The organism is Psychrilyobacter atlanticus DSM 19335 (assembly GCF_000426625.1).
Taxonomy (GTDB): domain Bacteria; phylum Fusobacteriota; class Fusobacteriia; order Fusobacteriales; family Fusobacteriaceae; genus Psychrilyobacter; species Psychrilyobacter atlanticus.
In genome coordinates this window covers 142,783-163,988 of sequence record NZ_KE384548.1, presented here as the reverse complement: position 1 = coordinate 163,988, position 21,206 = coordinate 142,783, and the positions used below count along the sequence as shown (strand labels likewise).

Annotated in this window: 20 protein-coding genes and 1 riboswitch; of the genes, 12 read left to right on the top strand and 8 right to left on the bottom strand. The window is 31.9% G+C overall.

The annotated features are described in order from the left end of the window. Window positions 1–128: 128 nt before the first annotated feature. The 5 genes from K337_RS0112445 to K337_RS0112425 all read left to right on the top strand — a co-directional run bounded on the left by K337_RS0112445 (window position 129) and on the right by K337_RS0112425 (window position 6,962). Window positions 129–608 (top strand): NADH-quinone oxidoreductase subunit NuoE family protein, encoded by a 480-nt coding sequence (locus tag K337_RS0112445; RefSeq protein WP_028856901.1) that lies wholly within the window; start codon window positions 129–131, stop codon window positions 606–608. Continuing rightward, window positions 601–1,863, top strand: a complete 1,263-nt coding sequence (locus K337_RS0112440) for a complex I 51 kDa subunit family protein (RefSeq protein ID WP_037029898.1) — start codon at window positions 601–603, stop codon at window positions 1,861–1,863. The genes K337_RS0112445 and K337_RS0112440 overlap by 8 nt, the downstream gene beginning before the upstream one ends. Window positions 1,864–1,903: 40 nt before the next feature. Beyond that, entirely contained in the window at window positions 1,904–3,619 is a 1,716-nt protein-coding gene (locus K337_RS0112435) for an NADH-dependent [FeFe] hydrogenase, group A6 (RefSeq protein WP_028856899.1), read from the top strand. Window positions 3,620–3,783: 164 nt separating this feature from the next. Continuing rightward, a complete protein-coding gene (locus tag K337_RS19295) occupies window positions 3,784–5,367 on the top strand; it encodes an AAA family ATPase (RefSeq protein WP_051251773.1) in 1,584 nt (527 codons plus the stop codon). Beyond that, window positions 5,364–6,962 carry a VWA domain-containing protein gene (locus K337_RS0112425; RefSeq protein WP_028856898.1) on the top strand — a complete coding sequence of 533 codons (1,599 nt, stop codon included), beginning with the start codon at window positions 5,364–5,366 and terminating at the stop codon, window positions 6,960–6,962. Before K337_RS19295 ends, K337_RS0112425 begins: the two co-directional genes overlap by 4 nt. Before the next feature lie 81 nt (window positions 6,963–7,043). Here K337_RS0112425 and K337_RS0112420 read toward each other — a convergent pair whose 3' ends face one another. From K337_RS0112420 to selD, 7 genes are all read right to left on the bottom strand, one after another. Beyond that, window positions 7,044–7,679, bottom strand: coding sequence for an HAD-IA family hydrolase (locus K337_RS0112420; RefSeq protein WP_028856897.1), 636 nt, complete (start codon window positions 7,677–7,679; stop codon window positions 7,044–7,046). A gap of 99 nt (window positions 7,680–7,778) precedes the next feature. Then, entirely contained in the window at window positions 7,779–9,062 is a 1,284-nt protein-coding gene (locus K337_RS0112415) for an NCS2 family permease (protein WP_028856896.1), read from the bottom strand. A 135-nt stretch (window positions 9,063–9,197) separates the two neighbouring features. Next, a riboswitch (purine riboswitch) is annotated at window positions 9,198–9,295 on the bottom strand. Window positions 9,296–9,308: 13 nt separating this feature from the next. Continuing rightward, the gene (locus K337_RS0112410) at window positions 9,309–9,581 is read right to left on the bottom strand and encodes a putative Se/S carrier protein (RefSeq protein WP_028856895.1); all 273 of its coding nucleotides are present in this window, start codon (window positions 9,579–9,581) and stop codon (window positions 9,309–9,311) included. Between the two features lie 149 nt (window positions 9,582–9,730). Beyond that, window positions 9,731–10,324 (bottom strand): sulfurtransferase-like selenium metabolism protein YedF, encoded by a 594-nt coding sequence (gene yedF / locus K337_RS0112405; RefSeq protein ID WP_028856894.1) that lies wholly within the window; start codon window positions 10,322–10,324, stop codon window positions 9,731–9,733. Between the two features lie 136 nt (window positions 10,325–10,460). After that, window positions 10,461–12,359 (bottom strand): selenocysteine-specific translation elongation factor, encoded by a 1,899-nt coding sequence (selB, locus tag K337_RS0112400; RefSeq protein WP_028856893.1) that lies wholly within the window; start codon window positions 12,357–12,359, stop codon window positions 10,461–10,463. Further along, complete coding sequence (gene selA, locus K337_RS0112395; protein WP_028856892.1) at window positions 12,356–13,759, bottom strand: L-seryl-tRNA(Sec) selenium transferase; 1,404 nt, start codon at window positions 13,757–13,759, stop codon at window positions 12,356–12,358. Before selA ends, selB begins: the two co-directional genes overlap by 4 nt. Before the next feature lie 21 nt (window positions 13,760–13,780). After that, window positions 13,781–14,755 (bottom strand): selenide, water dikinase SelD, encoded by a 975-nt coding sequence (selD, locus tag K337_RS18475; RefSeq protein WP_281168347.1) that lies wholly within the window; start codon window positions 14,753–14,755, stop codon window positions 13,781–13,783. Window positions 14,756–15,083: 328 nt separating this feature from the next. Here selD and K337_RS0112385 point away from each other — a divergent pair, with 328 nt between their 5' ends. Continuing rightward, a complete protein-coding gene (locus K337_RS0112385; protein ID WP_028856891.1) occupies window positions 15,084–15,374 on the top strand; it encodes a hypothetical protein in 291 nt (96 codons plus the stop codon). Window positions 15,375–15,393: 19 nt separating this feature from the next. Here the strand turns inward: K337_RS0112385 and msrB are convergent, their stop codons facing one another. Beyond that, a complete protein-coding gene (msrB, locus tag K337_RS0112380; RefSeq protein ID WP_037029895.1) occupies window positions 15,394–16,407 on the bottom strand; it encodes a peptide-methionine (R)-S-oxide reductase MsrB in 1,014 nt (337 codons plus the stop codon). A 287-nt stretch (window positions 16,408–16,694) separates the two neighbouring features. On the opposite strand from msrB, the gene K337_RS19630 reads away from it, so the two are divergent. The 6 genes from K337_RS19630 (at window position 16,695) to K337_RS0112345 (ending at window position 21,202) form a co-directional block, all read left to right on the top strand. Continuing rightward, window positions 16,695–17,864 (top strand): helix-turn-helix domain-containing protein, encoded by a 1,170-nt coding sequence (locus K337_RS19630; RefSeq protein WP_084140886.1) that lies wholly within the window; start codon window positions 16,695–16,697, stop codon window positions 17,862–17,864. A gap of 54 nt (window positions 17,865–17,918) precedes the next feature. Further along, window positions 17,919–18,482, top strand: a complete 564-nt coding sequence (locus K337_RS19625) for a (2Fe-2S)-binding protein (protein ID WP_084140885.1) — start codon at window positions 17,919–17,921, stop codon at window positions 18,480–18,482. A gap of 101 nt (window positions 18,483–18,583) precedes the next feature. After that, window positions 18,584–18,961: a VOC family protein gene (locus K337_RS0112360; RefSeq protein WP_028856887.1), complete on the top strand. Its 378-nt coding sequence runs from the start codon at window positions 18,584–18,586 to the stop codon at window positions 18,959–18,961. A gap of 84 nt (window positions 18,962–19,045) precedes the next feature. Beyond that, window positions 19,046–19,486, top strand: coding sequence for a MarR family winged helix-turn-helix transcriptional regulator (locus K337_RS0112355; RefSeq protein WP_028856886.1), 441 nt, complete (start codon window positions 19,046–19,048; stop codon window positions 19,484–19,486). Between the two features lie 154 nt (window positions 19,487–19,640). After that, entirely contained in the window at window positions 19,641–20,459 is an 819-nt protein-coding gene (locus K337_RS19290) for a transporter substrate-binding domain-containing protein (RefSeq protein WP_051251772.1), read from the top strand. A gap of 2 nt (window positions 20,460–20,461) precedes the next feature. Continuing rightward, window positions 20,462–21,202 carry an ABC transporter permease subunit gene (locus K337_RS0112345; RefSeq protein WP_028856885.1) on the top strand — a complete coding sequence of 247 codons (741 nt, stop codon included), beginning with the start codon at window positions 20,462–20,464 and terminating at the stop codon, window positions 21,200–21,202. Window positions 21,203–21,206 lie beyond the last annotated feature (4 nt).

Below are 21,206 nucleotides of genomic sequence, written 5' to 3'. Positions count from 1 at the left end.
GCTGATCTATTTTACAACAAAAAGAAATATTTCGGTTTATTTTTGGATTAATAAAGATAAAAACACAATCTTAAATTATTTTATTGTGCAAGATAATCAAATAAAGAGTTTAACTAAGGGGGCAACAAGTGACAGCAGATATTCAAGACGTAAACAAAATATTAAAAAGATATGAGTATAAAGACACTTCTTTAATACCTATATTACAGGAAGTACAAAAACTTAATGAGGAAAAGTATATTTCTGAAGAGATGGCAAAATATGTAGCAACTGAAATGAAAATTTCTAAAACTAGAATCTATGAAGTAATAACATTCTTTTCTGCATTAAATGATAAACCTAAGGGTAAGTATTTCATACAACTTTGCAACAGTACAGTATGCGAGATAACAGATAAGGAAACCATTGAAAATGCTTTGGTAGATCAACTTGGGATTCAAGTAGGAGAGACATCTCAAGATAAGATGTTTACACTAGAATATACGCCTTGTTTTGGTGCCTGTGATGTTTCGCCAGCTATGAGAGTCAATAAAGTTGTCTATGGAAACTTAACAGAAAGTAAGATAAAAAGTATAGTTAGCAAATTAAGAGGTGATATCCATGAATAGAATTCAGAAAGTAATTACTGAAAATTTTAATACATATAAAGTGGATCAAATTGAGAAGTACATTGAAAATGGAGGATTCCAAGGATTAAAAAATGCCCTAGAAAAAGGAAAAGATTTCATAATCGACGAACTTAATATTTCCGGACTTAGAGGTCGTGGAGGAGCAGCATATCCTACAGGTAAAAAATGGAATGGCGGAAGAAAAAATCACGCTGATGTAAAATATGTGCTTTGTAATGCAGACGAGGGAGAACCGGCAACTTTTAAAGATAGAGAGTTATTGGTTAGAGACCCGTATAAGGTAATCGAAGGACTGGCTATCTCTGGATATACATTTGGAGCTAAGGAAGGATTTATCTATATAAGGGAAGAATATGAATTCTTACACGACAAGATAAGAAAAGCTATAAAATTAGCAGAAGAAAATGGATATCTGGGAAAAAATATCTTAGGTACAGGATTTGATTTTTCTATAAAAGTATTTTCAGGTGCCGGCGCATATGTATGTGGTGAAGGGTCAGCACTAATAGAATCTATGGAGGGTAAAGCTGGTAGACCAAGAATGAAACCACCAAGAATAGGTGTTGTAGGATATATGGGGAAACCAACTCAATCTAATAATGTAGAGACATTAGCAATAGTTGCTACCGTTTTAAAGATGGGAGCTTCTAATTATGCAAAATATGGGACAGAAAAAAGTATAGGAACTAAGATGATCAGTCTTTGTGGAAATGTAAAGAAACCCGGAACATATGAGATCCCTTTTGGAATGAGTCTGAAAGAGATAATATACGATATCGGTGGAGGAATTGTAGGAGATAAAGACATTAAATTCTTACAGCTAGGGGGAGTATCAGGACCGTTAATGCCTAAACAATACCTCGATACAAGATATACCTATGAAGATCTAGAAGCTAAAGGATTTGGAATTGGATCAGGAGCTATTTTAGTAGCTGATGAGACTAAAAGTGTTATCAAATTTTTAGAATCAGTTAGTTATTTCTTCTTCCATGAATCTTGTGGAAAATGTACTCCATGCAGAGAGGGAAAAAGACAGATGAAAAAATTAATAGATAAAATGTCTAAAGGAACTGCAACAACTAAAGATCTAAAAAATATAGAAAAAATATCCAGAATAATGACAGATGCATCTTTCTGTGGATTAGGACAAACTGCAGCTACTGCAATGTTGACAGCTATAAAATATTTTTCACCAGAACTTTGTAGTTCTATAGATGAAATGAAGGCATTATAAGTTTACATTAAGTTAATTATAAACCAAGGGGGTCTAATAAGTGGTAAACCTTATTATAGATAATAAAGAAGTTCAAGTACCGAAGGGTACAACAATAATAGAAGCAGCAAAGAAGATACATATCAAAATACCTAGCCTGTGTCACCATCCAGACCAAACTGTAAAAGGAAACTGTAGAATATGTTTAGTTGAAAATGACTGGGGTAAATTGGTAGCAGCTTGTTCTACAAAAGTATCAGAGGGAATGAAAATAAAGACAAATACAAAATTTGTAAGAGATACTCAAAAAGGTGTTTTAGAATTAATATTAGCAAATCATAACCAGGACTGTCTGAAATGTGATAGAAATGGTAACTGTGAATTACAGGATCTATGTGAGAGATTTAATATTTCAAACAATAGTTTAGATGAAAATATAGTAGAAGCTCATGAGATAGATGACTTTAACTGTTCTATCGTAAGAGATTATTCTAAATGTATAAAATGTGGAAGATGTGCTGATGTCTGTAGAGAAGTGCAAAATGTAGATGTTTTAGCTGCAACTAACAGAGGAGCAGAATATGAATTCATACCTAGATTTGACAGAAAATTACATGAAACAGAGTGTGTATTCTGTGGTCAGTGTATAAAGGTCTGTCCAGTTGGAGCAATCTATGAAAAGTCCAGTATAGATCAAGTGTTGACTGCTATAGATGATGAAGCATTACATGTAATAGTTCAGATAGCACCTGCAGTAAGAGTAAGTGTAGGAGAGCTATTTAATTTAGAACCTGGAAGTATCACAGAGGGTCAGATAGTATCAAGTCTTAAAAGAATAGGATTTGAAAGAGTATTCGATACCAATTTCTCAGCAGATCTAACTATCATTGAGGAAGGTTATGAATTGATCGACAGAATCACAAATGGCGGAAAACTGCCTATGATTACATCATGTAGTCCTGGTTGGATAAACTATGTAGAAGGACATGGAGAAGACCTGTTAGGACACTTATCTACATGTAAATCTCCTCAACAAATGTTCGGGGCAATCTCTAAGACTTATTATGCAGAAAAATTAGGTATTCACCCATCTAAGATATTTACAGTTTCAATAATGCCATGTACAGCAAAGAAATTTGAGGCTAACAGAGAAGAGATGAATTCATACGGATTTCCAGATGTAGATGCTGTATTAACAACTAGAGAATTAGGTAGACTAATAAAATCTCAGGGAATAGATTTTGCAAATGTTGAAGAAGAAGCATTTGATGCTCCATTTGGAATAGCATCAGGAGCAGGGGCAATATTTGGAGCCAGTGGAGGAGTAATGGAAGCTGCTCTTAGAAGTGTATATGAGATACTTACTAAACAGGAATTAGAAAAATTAGAATTTGAAGAAGTAAGAGGTATGCAGGGAATAAAGGAAGCTACTGTAAATATAAATGGGAACGATATAAAGGTAGCTGTTGTTCATGGATTAGGAAATGCAAAAAAAGTAATGGAAGAGATCAGAGAAGGAAAATCAGATTATACCTTTGTTGAAATAATGGGTTGCACTGGTGGATGTATCGGTGGCGGAGGACAGCCAATAGAAAAAACTAAAGAAACAAAACAAAAAAGAATGAATGCACTATATACTATTGATAGTAATAAAGAACATAGATCTTCCCATAAGAACCCAACAATAATTAAATTATATGAGGAATTCTTAGGAGAGCCTAACGGGCATAAAGCTCACGTTCTCTTACATACAACATACAAGGGAAGAAAATTATAATATTTCGATTTGATATACTCTAAAAAATTAAAATAACTACTGAAAAACAGGAGATTTCCTCCTGTTTTTTTATTTTTTAAAACTATTTCACTTTTATAAAGTTTACAATTTAGGCCGTTTGTAGTACAATACCTTACAAATAAAGTAAAGAATAGAGGTGCGGTATGAAAAATAAAATAAAAAAATTTTTAAATGAATTAAATAAAGGGTTAATCGAAAGGGAAGAGGTTATCAAAACCTGCCTGTTAACTCTCATGACAGGAGAGAATATGGTCATTATAGGTCCTCCTGGAACCGCTAAATCAGAAGTTGCCAGAAGAATTTCAGATATATTCTCAGAAAATGAATATTTTGAATATTTATTGACTAAATTTACTACTCCTGAGGAAATATTTGGTCCTATCTCTTTGAAGGAATTAGAAAATGATATATTCAAGAGAAATACCACAGGATATCTTCCTACATCTAAAATAGGATTTTTGGACGAAATCTTTAAAGCTAATTCTTCCATCTTAAATTCCCTTCTGACGATTATCAATGAAGGGATCTACCATAATGGCTCTATTAGAGAAAAAGCAAGCACAAAAAGCATTATAGGAGCTTCTAACGAGCTTCCTACCAAAGACTCGGAACTATATGCACTCTACGATCGTTTTTTAACTAAGGTGCAGATAGATTATGTTAAAGATCCCAGCTTACTTTTCCTAAATAACTCTGTCTATGAAGGGATAGATAAAAAATTAAAGTTTTCGACTATGGAATTTGAGGAAATCAAAAACAAAAGTAAGGATATAGTTTTTTCTCCTGAGATCCTATCTAAAATTTTAAAAATTAAAAATAAGATCGAGCTCCTCCCGACAGATTCTCTCTTTCCAGAAAATATTTCGGATAGAAAATTAATGAAATTAGGTAAATTATTAAAAACAGCAGCCTATACTTCGGGGAAAGATCGGGTAGAAGTTATCGATCTTCTCCTTTTAAAACATACTCTTTGGAATAATTTTGAAAATTTTTCTTCTATAGTCGATATCTTAGAGGGAGAAATACTGGGTATCGACTCTGAAAGAATTCACCTTTCCAATAAAATCTATAAGAGATGGGAGGAGATCTTTGATGAAAAATTTAAAATCCAAGAAAAAAATAGTAATAACGAACCCCTCTATTATGACATAGATAAAAATAAAGTCACTGCCACCAGTGGAGAGATCCATCTGCAGGATTCCAAAGGTGATTTCTTATTCTTTAAGGGACACAGGGAATATATCACTGCTTCATTCTCCCAGAGTGAATGGAATTTAGGTTTTATAGAGACCGGGTATAAGTTAAAAGATGAGAAAAAGATCTGGTACTATGAATCTTCATCAACTAAGGTTACTTCTTCTTCTGAAAGAATTTTAAAAGGGTGGAATCAGCTTTCTGTTAATGGGGACCTTCCACCTGTTATTATCGATGATTTTGAGGAATTTTTAGAAAAAAAAGATACAATAAGGATTGATAACTTAGTTGATTTTAAAAATATAAAATCTAATTTAGAAGCAGAATTAATTTCTCTTCAAAATTACCTGCAAAACCTAAGCGAAACAAAATTGGCACTCCTTGAAGCAGAAGAAAATCTTTGGATCAGCTATCCTGAAAAAACTGAACTATTAAAAAAACTAGATAAATTTATAAAACTCACTCAAAATTTAGAAGAAAAATATACTATCCTCTTTAATAAGCTCACTGTTCTACTAGGGGATAATCTATGAATACCTTTACCGATAAAATCATAAAAGATTTTACATTTATGGAATCTATTTGGATAAATTATCCAGAAACAAAAGAGATAAGGGAAATAATTGCTAAAAACATTTGGGAGTTTCTATACTACGAGGAGAGATCGTATAAAAAAATAACTTCCACTTTTTTGGAAGAAAGTATGGAGATTCTCCTGCCATTTAAAGAGTATACTCAAAACAACTCCGCTTTGACTTCCAAAATTGTAGGAGATTTTTTCTTGAATTTAAGAGAAAACTGGAATGGTATGACCTCTATAAAAGAGATAAAGGACGATGTTGAAAAACTCACTCTGAAAAATATTCCAATAGAAAAATTTGGAACAGACAAGCTCCAAAATAAACTCAAACAATTAAAAAGAAAGAAAGACCTCTATAAACATGAGGAGAGCAGTCTAATAAAATATCAAAATAAACTCAGCGAAAATGAACTTGATCTATTAAAAAGCCTTCTTCAATCTTTAAAAAGTTCTGCCGATAACAAAAAAATCCTTTCCAAACTAGACCTTACCTTAAAAGAGATAGAGGAACATAAGGCAAACTGGGTAAAACTTCAAAAAACAATGGGAAATTATTTTTCTAATTATTATAGTCAGCTAAAAATTTCAAGGGATCTTTTCCATGATCCCGACCTGATCCCTGGACTAGGGTGGGATTTAGGAAAAGGAAAGCTGTCTCAAAGAGATCTAAATAAATTTCTTGAAATGAGTCAATCTATAAAAAATAAATCAGAACTGACTGGTTTAATCGATCAATTGGGAAGAAGTTCAAATCATAATCACATAACCAGACATCACGGGATAAATAAAGATAATCCCATATATCTTGAAAATAAAAACGACTCTCCTAAAGAGTTGCTAGGTATCAATCATGGATATGATCTTTCAAGAATTTTACCTTCCGAATTAGTTAATTTGAAAAATAAAAGCCTAAAAAATATCTTTTATTCTAAATTATTGGAAAAGAAATTAATTCAATATCAGCTTTCTGGAGAAAATGATAAGGATGAAAGGGCAGGAAAAGTAAATCTAAAGCATGAGAAGGGTCCTATTATAGCCTGTATCGACACTTCCAGCAGTATGGAGGGTATCCCAGAGGAAATCAGTAAAGGCGTCATCATCAAGCTATATAACATATGTAAAAAAGAAAAAAGAAAACTCTACCTTATAATATTTAGCAGTACCGATGAGTTAATCGAGGTAGAGATTACTAAAAAAACTAATTTTTCTGTTTTAATAAAATTTTTACAACAAGGATTTTCAGGTGGAACAGACTACACTTCTCCATTAAAAAAAGCTATACACCTAATTGAAAAAAACAATTATTCCTTAGCCGATATTTTAATGGTTACAGACGGTCTCTCTAAAATAGACAATCCTTTTTTAGAATATTTAAATAAAAAAAGAGATACTTTAAATTTTAAAATCTATACACTGGCTATCAGCCATCTTCTAGAAAAAGATTCTTATAGTGATAAAATAGTTAATTATAAGATAGAATTAACCGATCGCAGGTGGGTAGAAAAATTCAATACCATCCACCGAAGAGAAAAGGCATTCAATAAATAAATTTAATTCTTTTAGAATTGTAAAATTTAATAAACAAAAAAAGATAACTTTTATTAAATATAAAAGTCATCTTTTTTTATTTTATACCAAAGTTTCAGCTATCTCAAGGAGTTCCTTTGGATCTTCTATAAAGTAATCTGGGTCATGCTTTTTTAAATTCGCAGACGTATTAAATCCCCATCCTACAGAGATAATAGGTACTTCTACTTTTTTACATGCCTCTATATCCCGCGTTTCATCTCCTACATATATGATTCTTTCTAATTTTTCTATCTTCATCATCTTATTTATGGCTTTATCCTTCCCAAATACATTTTTTTCAGAATAGATAAATTCAAATAAATTCCTTAACTCATAGTGGTTCAAAAAAGCATCTACGTTTTTTTTGTTGTTAGAAGTTAACACTCCTATCTTATATCCCATTTTATTGAGTGATATCAAGGCTTCCTTCATCCCATCTATAAGAGGGATCTCCTCCATTTTCTGGGACATTAATTTTTTTAACCTATATAGAAGAATCGGAAATTTAATAAGAGTGATATCATGATCTTTTAATAATTTATAGATATGTTTCCCCTTTAAATCTTCTATTTCATCTTTTTCAATTTTCTTGCATCTAAGTTTTTTAGCTATATGGTTGTTGTATAGATCTATTCCCATATGTAAAGAATCTGCTATGGTTCCGTCAAAGTCGAATACAAACATAGTTTTTTTCATAATCAATCCCCCTCCTCTATTCCCTAACACAATTATACCATATAAAAAAAGCAGTTTCAAAGGGTAAGCCCTTTAAAACTGCCATCTATTTTCCTAAACTTATTTACTTAATAATTCTACCGTAGATAATGCAACAATTATCCACATAGTAGGTTTTACAGTCTTAACCTTTCCTGATAAAATCTCTATAACTGCATATGAGATAAATCCAAAGGTAATACCAGTACTGATACTATATGTTAGCGGCATTAAAATTATTGTTAAAAATGCAGGTATAGCTACCTCTATCTTATGTAAATCAATATCTATAAGATTTTTAAACATATATACTCCTACAATAATTAGTGCCGGTGCCGTAGCAAATGCCGGTACTACTCCTATTACTGGAGTAAAGAACATAGCTAAGAAAAATAGGATTGCTGTTGTAGCAGATGTAAGTCCTGTTCTTCCACCTTGAGCAATTCCAGAAGCAGATTCTACAAACGTAGTTGTAGTACTTGTTCCTAATAATGATCCTATTACAGTAGCTGCTGCATCGGCTTCTAATATTTTACTTACATTCTCAATTTTTCCTTTTTCATCTATCATCTCAGCTTCATTGGCACAAGCTACAATCGTTCCTACTGAATCAAATAAGTCTACAAACATAAATGAAAATATTGGTCCGATCATAGTAACTTTTAAAGCTCCTAATATATCTAATTTAAAGGCTATTGGTGCTATACTTGGAGGAGTAGACATTATTCCACTTGGTAGTTCTACATACCCTAAAATCATTCCTAAGATAGTAGTTACAACTATTCCTATTAAGATTCCACCCTTTACCTGTTTTATCTCTAATCCACCCATGATTACAAGTCCTATCAATCCTAAGATTACAGTGGGTTTTAGAGGTCCTAATCCTACTAATGTTGCCGGGTTAGCTATAATCAACCCTAAATTTTGCATTCCAATAAATGCAATAAATAATCCGATTCCTGCTCCTACAGCTAATCTAAGCTGAATAGGTATAGCATCTATTATTTTTTCTCTAAATCCAGTCATTGTAAGTAATAAAAATGCGATTCCTGATATAAATACTACTCCTAAAGCTACATTCCAAGTGGCTCCCATTCCAAATACCAAGGTATAAGTAAAGAATGCGTTCAATCCCATCCCAGGTGCCATAGCTAATGGTGCGTTAACCCAAAGAGCTGTTATCATAGTTCCTATAAAGGCCGCCAAACAAGTAACAGTAATCAATGCTCCCTTATCCATCCCAGTTTCACCTAATATTCCAGGATTTACAAATATAATATAAGCCATCGTTAAAAACGTAGTTGTTCCAGCTACTACTTCCTGTTTTACGTTTGTTCCATGCTTTTCCAATTGAAAAAATTTCATATGTTTCTCCCTTTTTTAATAATATAATTGTTAAAAATAGAAAAACCCCATGCTATACACAAGGGGTTCATTATTTATAATCCAATCATAATAGTTAGAAAAACTTCTGAAAGCTTTAACAAAACCATGGAAGAAATTACAATTAATTAACCCCATAGTAAGCCATTTACGGTGACTCGTAGAAACTCTCAACCAAATTATGAGAATATATGGGTTCAAATATTTTATAACTAATATTACAATAACTTAATTGGTGATGTCAAGAATTTCTTTTTTCAATCCTATTTTTTTTACTATATAACATCCTGAAAATTCTATCTTATTTTCATCCAAAATTTCTCTAGATCTCTTGTAATCCGTAGGATTTATACGTAGCGATAGACCACAACTGGATGTTATCTCCCTAGGTACAGGAATTATTCTTATATCTAAATCTACTTCTTTTAATAATTTTTCACTCTTTATCGCCATATGAGTAGACTCAAAGGAGATAAGATTAAATTCTTCTGTTTTTTTCATACTATCCTCTCTTTTTACTTAATTTAAAAAAGACTATCGCAAGCTATTCTCACTTTGTTACTCCCTACGAGGGTCTACATTTAAAATCAAGTTTTAAGTAAATTTGGTTTTAATACTCGTAGAATCCCTTAAGAAGATGAGGGTCTCTTCTACGGTCTTATTAGTTTATCTGCACCCTGCAGTCTTTCCATAATAGTGTACATATTAGTTACCTCTCCTACTGCTAATTTATCTCCTAAATCATAGTAGTTAAGACATGTTCCACAAGTTAGTATCTCTACTCCCATTCCCTCTAAAGTCTTTAAATCTTCCAGTGTAGGAGCATCCTCAACTGTCAATTTAGCTCCTCCATTATAGAATAAAACTGTAGTCGGTATATGATCCATCTCAGTCAATGTATAGATAAATCCCTTCATCAACACATCTCCTAGTTCATCGATTCCTTCTCCCATCTTATCTGTAGAGACAGCTATAACCATCTTTTCATTTGATGCCGCATCATTTGATATCGTAACAACTCCACCTTCGCCCTTAGTGATTACTACCCTATACTTGTGATCCTCTACTTTTTCATGGCTAGATTCCAAGCCCATCTCTTTAGCCATTTTCAATAAATTTTCCATTGAAGATTCATTGTCGATCATAGTTTCTACACTACCATTTTCCTCTATATTTCTTAACGCTTTTTTAGTTTGAATTACAGGTAACGGACAAGCCAGTCCCATAGCATCTATTTTTATCAAAATTAATCCCCCTTATTTTTACCCTCTCTCGGCTACCGCCACTCTCTCCCTCAAAGGGAGAAAAGTCTATATTTTAACCTTTCAAACTCTACTTTGGTTTCTCCTTTTTAAGGGAGAAACCTAGAAGGAAGAGGGTCTACACTAATACTCTTGAGTTATCTACCCTCTTAGTTACTCCTACTTTATCTAGATGTTCTAAATAAGCAACCAAATATTTTCTACTGGTTTCTATCTTAGCTTTAACGTCAGGCAAAGCTATCTCGTTACCGCCTTCTCCTAACTGATTTATTACCATCATTAGATTATTATAATCTGATTCTAGAAGGAAAACATCTTTTTCTATAAACTTTAATTTCCCTAATAATACCATCATATCAAAAACCCTCTTTAATTCCTTTGGATCTCCAGCTAATTTTGAAAGTTCCTCATATTTAGGAGGTTTATAAGCATTATTTTTATAAGTTTTCAAGATCATATCTTTAATTTTCTCCTGATTCCCACTTAACTTTATCTCAAAATCAAAAAGTGAAACCAAACTAGAGTTTACCTTAATAACTTTATCATCCTCTAATTTTGATAAAACTTCTAAATAGTTTTTATTCTTAAATTTTTTAGAAAAAACCTTATTTCTAACAGTAGAAGTATTTTCTCCTATTAATAGTGGGTTTTTACTATGGAACTCCTCCAAGATAGCTAAAAGTTCTTCCTTTTTACCATCTAAGAAATTTTTATGCATATATATAGTTTCGCTTAAAGCTGTTAACTCTAAAACTTCCTTATTTTTAACTAACTTCTTTAAAGATTCAGTTATATCTTCAGCACTTCCAAAACTTAACTTTATATCTTCAAAAGATGGGTATTTAGAACTTAATTCCTCAATTACACTAGATAGCTTAATGCTGTTATCGCTCTTTCCACCTTTTAATGTTGCAATTAATTTTTCATCAAATCTCTTAGCCTTTGCAGCTAATGGATTTAAGATAGTTACTCCTCCAATGGTAAACATAGGGGAATAATTACGAAGTATCCCTAAATCTCCAGTAAATCCTACCAATTCCTTCTCTAAGATCAATTGTGCGTAACCACTATCTCCAGCTTTTAATTCCTGCTGATCCAGTAACTTTATACGACAGATGATCTCTTTAGTTCCATGGTGAAATCTAACCCTTTGATTGTTCTTTAGAACCTTGTTATTAGAAGCCAGATAATTTATCTCTACATCCATAAGTCTAGTTACAGAAAGTGAGTTAGGAGTCGCTACTACACTTCCCCTCTTTATATCTTCCTTATCTATCCCTGCAAGGTTTATAGCACATCTATTCCCTGCACTGAGAGTATCCACACTTATACCATGGTTTTGTATCCCTCTGATCTTCGCTACCCTATCACCTGGATATATCTGCAATGAATCTCCTACTTTTAGGTCTTTTCCTTGAGATGTTCCTGTGATAACTGTTCCAAATCCCTTTACACTAAATGATCTGTCTACTGACATCCTGAAAACTATTTTTTCCTGTTCTTCATCTTTGATAGTCTTTACTAATTGACTCAGTGAATCCCTTACCTCTTGGTAAGAATCCGGGTTATCTATAGAAGTTTCAATCATAGGAGCGCCACTTAAAAAACTTCCTCCTAATTCTTCTTCTATTTCATGTCTTACTTCTAGTACCCTTTCTTTACTTGCCTTATCACATTTAGTGATAACTACAACTCCGTGATGAATTCCCAAAAGTCTAACTATATCAAAATGCTCACGAGTCTGGGGCATTATTCCATCATCAGCAGCTACTACTAACATAACTATGTCTATTCCTGTAGCTCCTGCCATCATATTTTTTACAAATTTTTCATGGCCCGGAACATCTATTATCCCTACTTTTTCATCTTGTAGGTTTAGGTAACTGAATCCTAAATCTATAGATATTCCCCTTTTTTTCTCCTCAGGTAATCTGTCGGTATCTACCCCTGTAAGGTTTTTTATCAACGTAGTTTTACCATGGTCTATATGTCCTGCCGTTCCAATTACTATACTCATATTTTATCAATTCCTTTACTTAAAATTTCATAAATACTGTCCATATCATTTTCATTCAAAGTTTTACAGTCAAAAACTAATTTTCCTCCTTGAATTCTACCAACTATAGATAGTGGATTGTTTCTAAGAGTTCTTTCTAATTTGACGATACTATGACCTTTATAAGATATCGCTACCCCAAAACTATCCATAAGTTCCGTTGGCATAGACCCTCCTCCGATCATTGCATTAGTTTCAACCAAATCCGCTTCTAAAGTTTCTAAAGTTTTTAACTTTTCATATAAAACATGGGCTCTTTTTTCAACTTCATCCTTCCCCTCTAATATCATTCTAAGGGTTGGAATATTCTTTACAGCTTCTGCTTCATCTAAATACTCCCTTAAAGTAACTTCTAAGGCAGCTATAGTTAATTTACTTACTCTTAAAGTACGTAAAAGATTGTTTCTTTTCATTTTTTCAATATATTGTCTTTTCCCTACTATGATTCCAGCCTGAGGACCTCCTAAAAGTTTATCCCCACTAAATGTAACTACATCTATACCAGATTTTAAACTCTCTTGAACTGTAGGTTCCTTCTTATATCCATATTTAGCAAAGTCGATTAACACTCCACTACCTAAATCTTCAATAGAGATTAATTTTTTATCTCTAGCCAGCTTAGATAATTCTTCATTTTTTACTTCCTTAGTGAATCCCATGATCTTATAGTTAGAAGTATGTACTTTTAGAAGTGCTTTCGTTTCAGGTGTTATAGCCTCTAAATAGTCCTTTTTATGAGTTCTGTTAGTTGTTCCTACCTCTATCAGTTTAGAACCACTATATTCCATTATAGCAGGGATTCTAAATGATCCACCTATCTCTACTAATTCCCCTCTAGATACTATTACTTCGCTATCTTTAGTCAGTGTATCTAAGACTAATAATACAGCTGCTGCATTGTTATTTACTACTATAGCACCCTCTGCTCCTGTTATATCACAGATTAATTTTTCAATATGAGAATATCTGCTTCCCCTTTTACCAGTAGATATATCATATTCCAAATTGTTATAGTTACTGGCTATATTTACTATATTTTTTACACTACTCTCTATTAACTTAGATCTTCCTAAATTAGTATGAATAATAGTTCCTGTTGCATTTATTACCCTTTTAAGGTTCAATTGATTCTTCGATTCAATTAATTTTATTATCTTATTGGTAATCTCCAACTTTAAATCTTCCTTAGCTATCTCCATATCAGTAAATCTTTGATTTAAAATTTCTTCCCTGTAGAATGAAATTCCTTCCCTAATAGATTTAATTAAAATATTATACGGAACACTGTCTTTATATTCTTCTAATTTTTCACTTATTAAAAATTCATCTACCTTTGGTAGATTAGATAACAATCTTTTCACTTTTAAATCCCCCTTTATTCCCTACATAACTTTCATTCTAAACGTACTTTTTTTCACGACTTCCCCTACAAGGCTAGATTTTATATCCAGTTTCTCTAAGTCGGCTAAAAATTGATCTGCATCTTCACCTGCTACACTTATTAGTAATCCTCCCGATGTTTGCGGATCAAATAATATCTCCTCCATAGGAAATGAAATTCCTTCTAAAACTACTTTATCTCCTAGATGTTTTCTATTTTTTTGCCCGGCAGAGGTAATTAAGAATTCTTCTGCATATTCATAAGCTTCCTCTATATAAGGTACTTTTTTACTATCTATAACTATACTGATCTCATCATTTAACATCTCAGATAGATGGCCTAAAAATCCAAATCCAGTTACATCTGTACATCCATTTACCTCATAATTTTTCATCTTTTCGGCTGAATATTTGTTCAGTGTTTCCATAAGTTTTATTGCTTCCTTATAAGAACGGTCATTTGCTTCTCCTACATTATGAGCTGTAGTTACTATCCCAATCCCAAGGGGTTTTGTCAGGATTAATTTGTCTCCTGCCTTACACGTATTATTAGCTATTACCTTATCAGGGTGTACAACTCCTGTTACAGATAGTCCATATTTTGGATTTTCATCATTAACAGAATGTCCTCCACTTAAAATTCCACCTGATTCCATTACTTTTTCAGCTCCACCACGTAAAATTTCACCCAATATATTCGGATCTAATTTTTCTGGGAAACATACTATATTCAATGCTGTAAGAACGTCTCCACCCATTGCATATACATCACTAAGAGAGTTAGCTGCTGCTATCTTTCCATATGTATATGGATCTTCAACTATGGGAGTAAAAAAGTCTAAAGTTTGAATTAAGGCCATATCCTTACTCACCTTATATACTGCAGCGTCATCAGCACTATCGAATCCAATAAGTAGATTCTCGTCGTATACTTTTGGAATATGAGCCAACACTTCTGATAGAACACCCGGTCCTATTTTAGAAGTTCAGCCTCCACCACTGCAAAATTTTTCAAATTTGTTCATCTTATTACCTCCCATATTTTTTTTCATTTTAACATTTTTCCCATGTTTATTCAATGTAAACAGTGGAAGATGGATTTAATAACCCCAAAAAAAAGGAAATTATCCATATACTGCCAAAATAATTAATAAAAACACATCGGCATAAAATAATTTCATAGAGATTAATTTTCTTATAATTTGCAAAAAAAATAAAAAGAAGAGAGAAGGAAGGTCGTATTAATTTTTTAAGTGTCTCGACAATAGGTTTCGTATTTTAAGTTTATAAAAGGAGGTAATTATTATGAAGAACAAAATTTTAATTCTTACTTTTATTGTTTTAATGAGTCTTTTGGTAAATGATCAAGAGAAAGGGAGTACAACTACTCCAACTGCTATCTCATCAGATAACCTTTCAAATTCTTTTATGACTGCCTTTGGTATGAAAGTAGAAACTGCTGAAGATATAGACAACAAAACATCAGATCCTTCCATAGAATCTGATGTAAATACAACTCCCATAGGAATGTCTATTATTTCTACTTCAGCAGTTAATCAGGTAACTCCACCATTCACACCACATATTCCTAAATAATATATGATTTATTTTAATGCTACTTGCCTTTAAATAATTTCTTGAATTCACCATACCCTTCTTTTTCTAGATCTTCTACAGGAATAAACTTTAGAGAGGCAGAATTCATACAATACCTAAGTCCAGTAGGTTCTGGACCGTCATTAAACAGATGTCCCAAATGAGCATCTCCAATCTTACTTCTAATCTCTGTTCTTTTTTGAAAAAGTTTAGTATCTTCCTTTTCTATAATATTTTCTGGAACCAGTGGTTTGGTGAAACTAGGCCACCCTGTTCCAGATTTATATTTATCTATAGAACTAAAAAGTACTTCTCCAGATATAAGATCTACATAGATCCCGTCTTTTTTATTATCCCAATATTTATTGTTAAATGGCGGTTCTGTAAACTCTTCCTGTGTTACTTTAAACTCTAAATCTGTTAATTTTTTTTTCAATTCATACCTCCCCCAGTCTTTTCTGTCTTTTCCCCAAATTTCATTTAAAAATTTATCCCTTCCAGATCTGCTTCTATAATATTTATATTTCAATGAACTTTTCTTATAATAATCCTGATGATACTCCTCTGCTTTATAAAAAACAACAGCAGGTAATATAGGTGTAACTATTTCATCTTTATATACTCCTCTTTTTTCCAGATTTTTTTTGGAGATCTCTGCTTCCTTCCTTTGATTGTCATTAAAATAAAAGATTGCTGTAGTATACCCATGTCCCCTGTCTGAAAATTGCCCTCCTGAATCTGTCGGATCTACCTGTTTCCAATAGATCTTCAAAAGCTCCTCGTAACTAATCTCATATGGATTATACATAATCTCTACAACTTCGATATGCCTCCCTGAACTGTAGTTATCATAGGTTGGACTGGTTGTTGTTCCCCCTGTATATCCAGATACTACAGATTTAACTCCCTCCATCTTTTCAAAGGGCTGCTCCATACACCAAAAACATCCCCCTGCAAAGATAGCTTTTTCATACTGGGCTCCATACAAGGTGAGACTCATTAAAATAATTAATAATGCTATCAATTTTTTCATAATTTTTCTCTCCTTCAATAAATTTATTGATTTAAAAATAATAAAAGAATTTATTTAATATCTAATATACTAAATACTAAAAATAATAATAAAAACCTTTAAAATAATTCAAAAAAATAATCCAATAAACCTAAAAAAAGGAAATTATTCATATACTGCCAAAATAATTAAGGGTTCCATTATGAATGTTTTTGGTCTAGCTATAACATTGTAAAATGTTGAAATTGGATTTATACTAATTATAGTTACTTATTTTCAACAATGCAGATAATATAAAAGGAGAGATTATGAGTAATATAGAACATATCGAGTTTATAAATAAGAAGGGACAAAGCAAAGATTTTGAAATTATATCGTTGAAAAGTTTTTTTGAATCTATTGATGAATCTTTCATCAAAACACCATACCGTACCTCTTTTTACAATTTAATCTTTATAACTAAAGGCAAGGGTGTCCATGAAATTGATTTTTTAGAATACACCATTAAAGCAGGCGATATTTTAATAATATCTAGAAATCGTGTTCATAAATATAGTGAATTCCAAAGCTTAGAAGGATACTTAATAATGTTTACAGAAGGGTTTTTATGTGAATTTTTAAGTAACCAAACTTCTGAAGTAAAAGAATTATTTAAGTTTAGTTATTTAAATCCGCATATTAATTATCTAGATCTATATACACCAACATTAACAAGCCTTTTAAATGTAATAAATGATATCTACAAAAATGCTTATGACTTTATAGATAACAAAGTAATTGCTTCTGCTTTCAATACTTTTATGCAAATACTCTCTAACAGTCGCTTAGGAGAAAGTCGATCAAAATATAAAAAAAATGAAACATTTGTAGAATTCACTGAATTAGTTGAAAAAAATATTAACAGTATAAAAACTGTTAAAGAATACGCCGATATGATGCATGTCTCAAAAAAAACAGTTAATTTAATGACAAGAAAAGCTATTGATATGTCAGCTAAACAGTATATTATTCAGCAGTTAATTTTAAAAATAAGACTTAAACTTAGTTTCGAACAAAAAAGTATTAACGAGATCGCTTATACATTGGGATTTACAGAACCATCAAACATGACTAGATTTTTTAAAAAAAATACAAAAACCAGCCCTAGTCAATTTAGAGATATAGTAAGAGATGATAAAAACAGCTGGTTAAATAGCAAAAGTATAGAATTAAATAGTATTGCAGAATCTATTGAAGAAAATGTATATCATATTTCTTCCAAAGCAGTAGTTCCACTACACAAGCACGAGGATCTAGATGAAATTTTTTATTGTATCAAAGGTTCTGGTTTTGGTGTGCTAGAGAACGGAGAAGTAAAGCTAACAGTAGGCAAATCTTTTATTGCCCCTGCTGGAGTAATGCATTCATTAAGAAGTGATGGAGATCTCTATGTTACAGCTTTTCTTATTCCCGTCGTAGATGAGCGACAACAACGATAAAGTTATTAGTAAATTTGAGTATTTTAAGTAAAATCGAATAAAAGGAGTAAAAACATGAATTTAAATTTAATTAAGGAATCTATTGAGGAGAATGTGTACCATATCCCTTTCGGTACAGAGGTTCCTATGCATGAACATGCCGATCAAGATGAAATATTTTATTGTATAAAAGGTTCCGGTTTTGGGGTTTTAGAAGATAGAGAAGTAGAATTAAATGTAGGAGATACATTTGTTGTTCCTGCCGGGACAATGCATTCTATGAGAAGTGATGAAGATTTGTATGTGGTAGCTATTCTTATCCCTGTAGATAAAATTATTTGTCACTGTAAACAAGTGAGTTTTGGTGATATCAGGAAAGCAATGGTCGGCGGTGCTCGTACTGTAGAGGAGATACAAGAAATCACAGGAGCAGGAACAGGCTGCGGTGGATGTATTGAAAAGGTAGAAAAAATACTGACAGTAGCATGTGGATGTAAGGGTATTTCTATAGAAACTGTAGTTAATGCAGTTAAAGATGGCGCAGATACAATTGAAAAAATTGGAGAAGCAACAGGAGCAGGTACTGGATGTGGAAAATGTAAAGCTCTGTTACAGAATATAATTGATACAAAAAAGTAATTAAATTATGCTCTTATATAAAGAACAAAACAAAATGATATGTTAAAAAATGTGACTGCGTCACAATAATTTAATTAAAGTATTATTAGGAGGAAAAATATATGTTTAAACGAATTGATCATGTAGCATTCACTGTCAAGGATAGAGCCAAATCTATACATTTTTATGAAGAAAATTTTGGATTTAAAAAATATTTTGAGCACGATGCACCTGTGCCTGCAGTAGAAAAAATAGTTTATCTTAAACTGGGGGATACTATTTTAGAGATGGTGCACCTAAACACCTATTCAACAAATCAAGGGTTTCATTTCTGTCTTGAAAGTGATAATTTTGACGAAGACTATACCCGTCTAATAAATGCTGGCGTTCCTGTGGATACCGAACCTCATCCCGTTGAAGCAAGAGAGGCAAGAGAAGAAGGCTGGCGTAGAGTAGTCTTTGTCGGTCCTGACGGAGAATTAATAGAATTTAGAGGGTAAAAATTTAAATTAATAGTTTTATTCTAGATACTATATTTTTAAATTTTTCTTGACATTACTTGGACATCCAAGTAAAATAGATTTATGAGATATGATAATACAATTAATTTAATAAGTAAAATCAGAGAAATTTCAAACATGTTTATTATTTCTGAATTAGAAAAATTGGGAATAAAGGGGATTGTCCCTTCCCATGGTGACATTATAGTCACACTAATAAAACACAAAGAACTGACCATGACTGAAATTGCAGAAAAAATCAACAAAGACCGTTCAACCGTTACCACCTTGATAAAAAAACTGAATAAAATTGGCTTTACAGCTACAAAGAAAAATGAAAATGATCAGCGGTCAAATTTTGTGTTTCTAACATCTAAAGGAAAGGAGTTAGAGGAAGGGTTTAATCAAATTTCTGAGAGGTTATATGATATTCAATTTGACGGAGTGACAGAAGAAGAAAAGGATATTTTTAGAAAGATTTTAATCAAAATATACAATAATTTTAAACAAGAAAATCAGAATTAGTCATACTAATTCTATTTTTTTAAAAATTTACTTGGATATCCAAGTAAATTGAGGTAGATTTTTTTAAAATTAATATACTGTTCAAAGTTGAAATTATGAAGAACTTTATAAGATCTTTAATAATTTCTAATTAATTTATATAAGGAGTAAAAATATGAAAAAAACATTTTTAGAAACATTAACAGTTATTCTCTTATTATTTCTCACGGCATGTTCCAAAGAGCAGACAGAAAGCCTTCGTGTAGGAATGGATTTAAAATTTTATCCATTTACAGGGTCTGATAATAATGGAAATCCATCGGGTATAGAGATAGATATTGCTGAAGCATTGGGAGAGCATTTAGGGAAAAATGTAGAAATTGTTAACACTGAATTTTCCATGCTTATTCCTGCCCTGCAAAGAGAAGAAATTGATATTATTATCGGTTCTATGGGTATTACCGAAGAGCGTGAAAAAACAGTTGATTTTAGTAATCCTTATTTATACGGTAAAATTGTAGCTTTAGTCAATAGAGAATTTGCTGATTTTCATGATATTACAAATGATATGCCTGTTGAGAAGTTTTTTAATATTAAAAACACTAATTTTATTGGGATAAACGGTTCAATAGCTGTATCGATTCCCCAGTCATACGGTTACGAAGTTAAAAGTATAACTTCTGATGCTGTGGCTGAACGAGAAGTTGTTACGGGTAATTCCGATGCTTTAGTCGGATCATATACTCTTTACGGTATGCATGCTACAAATAAAGATACAACAATTATGTATAAAAACCCTATAGAACTCAGTTTAACAGGTATGGCGGTTAAGCAAGGTAATTCAGAGCTATTAAAAAAGGTTAACGAGTTTATTTCAAAAATGGAATCAAGCGGTTTAAATAATCAATTAAGAAAGGATTGGGATCAAGCAATTAAAGAAAAATTATATGATGATAATATGACTTTAGATTACTATTTATCCCTTGATCAATGATTATGTTGAAGAAAAGAATATTACCGATTGTTGTTGTTGCCATTGTCTACATACTTTTTTTTACTTTTATTATCAATCAAGTAGCAGATATACTGGATTTTTCAGTTATTTTCCAATACAAAAAACAACTGATAAAAGCTATAGGAACAACAGTTTTTTTAAGTTTAACAGTATTATTGGCAAGTATGATAGTAGGATTTTTCTTGTTTTTAATGACAGAGTCTTACAATAGATATTTGAAGTATTTAATTATAGTATATAAAGAGATCGTTATGGGAACTCCTTTACTGGTTTTAGTGTTCGTTGTAGTTTACGTAATAGGTGTGGCTTTTAATATCAGCGATAAACTCATGTTAGGCTTTACGGCTCTTACACTTTATATGAGTCCCTATATGACCAATGTTTATGAAGGGGCTTACAATACAATTGATGAAAATCAATTTATTATAATGGATTTCTATGGATTTAATCTTTTTCAGAGATATCGTTATATTATTTTACCGCAAATGATCAAATCAATTATACCAGGATTAATTAATAATCTATCCTCCATCGTAAAGGGAACCTCTATTTTAAGTACAATTGCAATATCTGAAATATTTTATTCGGTTAGTGTAGTTTCTAACCGGACATACAGATATATAGAAGGATATTTTGTACTTTGGATGGTATATCTAGTTATAACAATCCCTTTATCGAGACTGGCAAAATATTATTCAAAACAATGGAATCAAAATGATTAGGAGG